6 protein-coding genes are annotated in these 5,356 nt (G+C 45.0%); 2 read left to right on the top strand and 4 right to left on the bottom strand.

What is annotated here, in order from left to right; genetic code table 11:
• The coding region (locus I8J29_RS33075) for an IS3 family transposase (RefSeq protein ID WP_208851515.1) at positions 1–422 on the top strand (422 nt) is incomplete at its 5' end.
• Positions 423–565: 143 nt separating this feature from the next.
• Here the strand turns inward: I8J29_RS33075 and I8J29_RS33070 are convergent.
• Positions 566–1,603: a stalk domain-containing protein gene (locus tag I8J29_RS33070; RefSeq protein ID WP_208851514.1), complete on the bottom strand. Its 1,038-nt coding sequence runs from the start codon at positions 1,601–1,603 to the stop codon at positions 566–568.
• 380 nt (positions 1,604–1,983) lie between these two features.
• On the opposite strand from I8J29_RS33070, the gene I8J29_RS33065 reads away from it, so the two are divergent.
• The gene (locus tag I8J29_RS33065; RefSeq protein WP_208851513.1) at positions 1,984–3,096 is read left to right on the top strand and encodes a hypothetical protein; all 1,113 of its coding nucleotides are present in this window, start codon (positions 1,984–1,986) and stop codon (positions 3,094–3,096) included.
• Between the two features lie 105 nt (positions 3,097–3,201).
• Here the strand turns inward: I8J29_RS33065 and I8J29_RS33060 are convergent, their stop codons facing one another.
• The 3 genes from I8J29_RS33060 to I8J29_RS33050 form a co-directional block, all read right to left on the bottom strand.
• Positions 3,202–3,909 (bottom strand): nucleotidyltransferase family protein, encoded by a 708-nt coding sequence (locus tag I8J29_RS33060; protein ID WP_208851512.1) that lies wholly within the window; start codon positions 3,907–3,909, stop codon positions 3,202–3,204.
• Positions 3,910–4,021: 112 nt separating this feature from the next.
• Positions 4,022–4,528: a GNAT family N-acetyltransferase gene (locus I8J29_RS33055; RefSeq protein ID WP_208851511.1), complete on the bottom strand. Its 507-nt coding sequence runs from the start codon at positions 4,526–4,528 to the stop codon at positions 4,022–4,024.
• A 136-nt stretch (positions 4,529–4,664) separates the two neighbouring features.
• A complete protein-coding gene (locus I8J29_RS33050) occupies positions 4,665–4,934 on the bottom strand; it encodes a CD3324 family protein (RefSeq protein ID WP_208851510.1) in 270 nt (89 codons plus the stop codon).
• Between the last annotated feature and the right edge of the window lie 422 nt (positions 4,935–5,356).

The following is a 5,356-nucleotide window of genomic DNA, read 5'->3' as shown; positions in this document are numbered from 1 at the left end:
CTTATTTGAGCGCTATTCTCGATCTTCATGATAAATCCATTGTCTCCTATGTATTAGGGCGTTCCAATAACAACCCTCTTGTATTCCAGACGTTGAGACAGGCCTTGCAAGCTGCTCCAGGAAGCAGCCCCATGCTTCACAGCGATCGAGGCTACCAATACACTTCTTTGGGCTTTAAGAAGCTCTTGGATGACAGTAACATGATCCAGAGCATGTCCCGTGTAGGACGGTGCATAGATAACGGTCCAATGGAATCATTCTGGGGGACTCTTAAATGTGAGAAGTATTATTTGCACACGTACCATACTTTTGATGATCTTGAGAGAGATATTCGGGCCTACATCCACTTTTATAACCATGAACGATTACAAGCAAAACTAAACGGCCTCAGTCCGATGGAGTACAGGACTAAGGCCGCCTAATTGACTTGTTTATTTGCCTGTCTACTTGACGGGGGGCAGTTCAGATTCTGAGGCCGGCTGCCGTCGTGTTATGAATGAACTACCGTCCCGTTAGTTCAATCTTCTGGATTTTACCAACAAAAGTGATCCGGTTATCAATTATTCTACTTCCCCAGCATCCCGAATTCATAATCGCCGATCAGCATGAACGTAACCTTCCTGTCCTTGCTCTCATCATACAGAAACGACACATAATACAAATTGTCCTTCGGCTCCGTTAACGGAGGGGAAGCTTCCAGCTTCACTAATGTGCTTTCTGCGCCGCTGCCCTCTTTCCGAAATAGATAGGTGCCATAGCGTTCGCCGTCTGGAACGTCTTCTACCTCCTCAAGGCTCGGTCCGTATTTCTTCCGGACATAGCTCTTAGGGCTGAAGAACGTGACATTGCGGACTGTCGAGAATCTCGTCGTTAAGTTTTCGCCCGAACTCACCAGCAATCCGGCAGCCACGCCATCCCGATAAAATACTTGTAGCCCTTCATATTCATATCTTCCCATGAAAGGATCCTCGGGCTTAAATCCGTAGATCGCATCGATCTCGTTTTTCGTCATGCCGAGGCAGATTTGTTTTTTCAGGATCGCATCGTAAATGGATAAATCATCTACGCTAAAGCGATCAGCGGAGTACGTGTCCTTCAACGCATTCGTACTAATCGTGATTGTGTTGTTGCCATGCCAGTAGACGTTGCAGCCTAGATTCTCGGCGACAAACCGCAGCGGCATCATGACCCGGTCCTTTCGAACAAGCGCCTCTAGATCAAGCTGCACCTTGCTATCTCCGACAACGGCAGTCTTGCTGCCGATTTGCAAAGTGATCCGTTTGCCGTTGTAGGTGATGTAGATCTTCTTCTGCGATGCATCCCAGCTCAAGGAGCCGCCAAGCTTTTCAATAATAGCTCTCATCGGGATTAAAGTCTTTCCACTCATCAGCACCGGAGATGTCTTGTAGCCAGGATCGATCTCTTCCTGCTTCCCATTGAAGATCATCGTTGAGCTGCCGATTTCCAAAATAAAAAAAGCGTACACACCTTCTTCGGGAACGAGCTTATTCTCTTCCGCCAGCTCAGCAGCGACAAGATTATTTACAACCAAACAACATGCGAGGATGAACAGTGCTACAGCATGGATGCGAATTTTTCTCATTTCGGCTTTACCCTCCTGTGTGAACTTACAAGTACGGACTCTTCAAATATACAGCCTTTAGAAATTAATTGATTACGATATATTTGCGAAATTGAGTTAACTATCCTGCCAGTTAGTTGAATAATGGCTCCCGATCATTTCTCACCAGTTGCATTTGTGTGCATTGAACTACGGTGTCCCATTAGTTGAATCACGCTAGCCTTAAAAAAGCTTGCTTCGGCACGCAAAGGATGATTAGAGGGGCACGACGAAACCTTCTGGCTATTGGCTGCGTGGTTCTCCCACCCAAGAAAAACAAGATTTCTCTCGGAATCTTGGGCCAGCAAGCAACTTTTTATCGAAGTCCATTGTCTAGTAGGAAAACGCACAAAGGAGCAGTGATGGTGAAACGATTAACAATTCTGCTTTCGGCGGCATGGCTTGTTAGTTTGCTGAGCGGGTGCGAGCATCAAGACCAGCATGCTTTGCCATTGTCTTCATCGCCGCGGAAAATCGTGGAGCATTCGGAGATGCAGGATCGAGCTAAAGTCGGACAATCGAGTTCCTGCGATGAGCCTCCCGATACCCTAATTATGGCGGACACAACCTATACGTTTGTGGAGCTCGATACAGCCGAGGAGCCGGTCATGAATCTTGGCTATATCGTCTGCGAGCAAGGACGGTTCATGACGGGCGACGGCGGACCGGGAACGCTGGTCATCAACGGCACCGCTCCGTCCGAAAGCAAGCGGAAAGCTGTGATTTTCACCGGAACGTGGGGACGTGCGTTGTATGAGGACGCTAACGGCCAGACAGCAACAATCGGAGCATCGGCGTCCGCGAATGATGGTATTGCCAGGCTAACTGCCGTAGACGTTCACCTCGCCTACATGACATGGCCGATCCCGACCGGGATGGTAAGCCGCCCCTTGTTCGGTTCCATCGACCGAGCCCGAATCGCTACGCTTCTTCATAAGCTAGAGGCGGCGGAGCGAATCGACGGTAACGGACTAACTTCTCCGCTTAGCGGACGCAGCATGGCGCTAAATATTGAAATTAAAGATGGAAGGAAGCTGCAAATCCGACCAGCGTGGACGTGCAAGACGGGTAGTGATGACAGAGGGAGCACGACGACCTCCTGCTTGCCCGCAGATAATCGCATTTGGGTATCCGGACCGGATGACGAAACGTATTTTGCAACGTCGGATTGGCTGTACCTCTTCGTAGGGAAAGGGTTCCTCGGCTGGATGCCGGAAGTAAAGCCGTATGAAGCACCGAATGGGCTCCATGCGGGTGCATCGTTCTCGGTGATTGGCCACGGCTCCCGCGCAGAGTACGCGAACGTTGCGTTGATGAAGGGCGACAAAACGATTCTAAGTATGCAATCGACCGTGACCAATGGAGAATGGCACATTGAAGGTACGGTACCGGGCAATCTGATGGCAGGGGATTACGAGTGGAGGATTGATACAGGCACGACCACATACGGTGCGGCTGTTCACATCACGAATTAAACTCCTCTGCTGGGTATTGGAACTACTATTCTACCCGTAACGAAGGACCGCCAGGTTGGCAGCCCTTGCGTTGTTCAACTAACGTTCCCAGTTAGTTTAAACGCTTTATGACTTCCACGATTCCTTCATCCAACCACCAACTGGCTCAAGTACATATTCACAGATGCTGTTTAAGCCTTCCTTTGAACCGAGCGATTCAATACAACGTATTAAGAGATCACCCATAATGGGATCGCGCGCTTTTAGATCCTCCATTTGATACTTGGGTTTGACCGCCCACCAATTACGAAGGAAGAAAAATGCTTCGACACACTTTTGTAGAGTTTCCGTTGCAAGCCATTTCCGATCAAGTTCAGTTTTGGCGTCGCAAAAATCTTCCCATAAATCAGTAATACGAACGCGTATTTTTCTGACTTCTTCAACTGAAGGTGCTTTGGGCCCCTTATGATATAGGGATTCAGCTTGAGCTCTCATTGTTTGCCACTTATCATTATCTCCGATTAAACACACACCTGTAGCAAGCATTACAGTAATAGTGCCGATATTCGTTCCTTCTTGTTCATATTCCAATATAACGTGCTTATACCAGGACCAAGGGGCAATCATAAGTTGAAATTCACGGCCTTTAGAAACAATGCTTTCTCGATGGAAAGCTGAAAAATCCCCAATGTAACACAAATCAATGTCACTCTGCGTAGACGCCCTTCCCGTTGCATAGGAACCGCATAGAACTACAGTTTCCACATTTCCTCGCTGAGTTAAATCCTCTTGGAGAAATTCGTTAATCATGTTTTTGATATCGATTGGAATCACATTTATCACCCTCTTGCTGGAACATATTCCACTTACTTGTTGCGTTATCCTGCCCGTTTAGCGTAATAAAGGGCTGCCATGTGGCAGCCCTTTAGTGAACTATCGTTCCCATTTAGCTTAATTTGGGTTGAGTTTTGAAGTATTGATAGACTACGTTGATTCCATCTTCAATTTCTTCTTTTTCAAAAGGAATAATCCCGTATGATTCATAGACACTTTTCCAAAATCTTATAGCAGGTGTGTTGTTTAATGCCTGACTAATTGCATATCTACCGGGATACAAATCAAAGAACTTGTTACAAGCTAATTTACCAATTCCTTTTCTTCTGTGCTTCTTTAAGATAAAGAAAGAATTTAATACATAGTCAGCGAATTCTTGGTTGGAATAAGGGCCACTCTGTAAAAGAATAAATCCCACTGGTTTACCTTCTACATTAATAAAAAACGGTGTTAGTCCTTCTTTATCAAAAAACCAATCAAATACATCAAATTCAAACAATCCGTTCTCAGGATTTAATTCGAGTTTTTCGTTATATTCAGACAAGTCATGCAAAAACAAAGTCATTAAATTTTTCAAAGTCTCTTTTCGAGTAGCTTCCACCTTTTCAATGCTTAGCATAAACATCCCCCATAAGCCAAAGTTTCTTTCCTAATTATCAGTTTAAAAAAGTTTTAGCATTAAAAATAGGCCAAGAATTTATCTATTTATTTTTCACATAAAAAAGACCCGCGTGTTTGTTTACGCGAGCCGCTTTTTACAATTCCCTTTTATAAACTATCTTCTTAATACTGTCATGAGAAAGGCAGTATTGACTCGCAAGGTGATCCAGATTCTCACCCTCCCGAAAGTGCTTGCGAATCTCAGCGTTTCGTTTCAAAAGTAATTCGCGCTGACCCGAATCTTTCCCCCATTTTGCCCTAGAGCCTTTTGGTGCAGGAATATACAGGGTCTTGCCCTGTATATATTTTTGTATTTCACAAATCAAATCATCAGGCAATACTTCATTTGCTGAAACGTACTTCATTAGCTTCGCCCCTTCATCTAATAGCGATGGGAAGGTTACAAAGCCTATATGACAAGCGGTTTATTTTCTTTAATACCCTGCTGTACGGTTAATTTAGAACCGATCCATGCAAACAACCGCATTATTGTCATATAGACTTTGCATGGAGCAAATATGCAAACTACGAAACGTAGTATTTCTAACATACTTCATAACGCAAACATCACGCCCTTCCTAGCGACATATTCGTTGTTATTAATCTTTCTTCATAACAAAGAAGAATTCCTTTGGAAGGATATAATTTTTTGAACTAATCTGCCCGTTAACATTCCTGTAGGTGTTAGTAGATGCGATTTGCAGAAAAACGAACGCCTCGCTAGGATGAGTATGTACTGGGTTGCAGCCCTCAGAACTCACCTTAGGAGGCGTTATAAATGAAGTCT

It is taken from the genome of Paenibacillus artemisiicola (assembly GCF_017652985.1).
In the GTDB taxonomy this organism is placed as follows: Bacteria; Bacillota; Bacilli; order Paenibacillales; family Paenibacillaceae; genus Paenibacillus_Z; species Paenibacillus_Z artemisiicola.
Note: the sequence above shows the minus strand (reverse complement) of the source record. Positions and strands in the feature narration are given on the sequence as shown.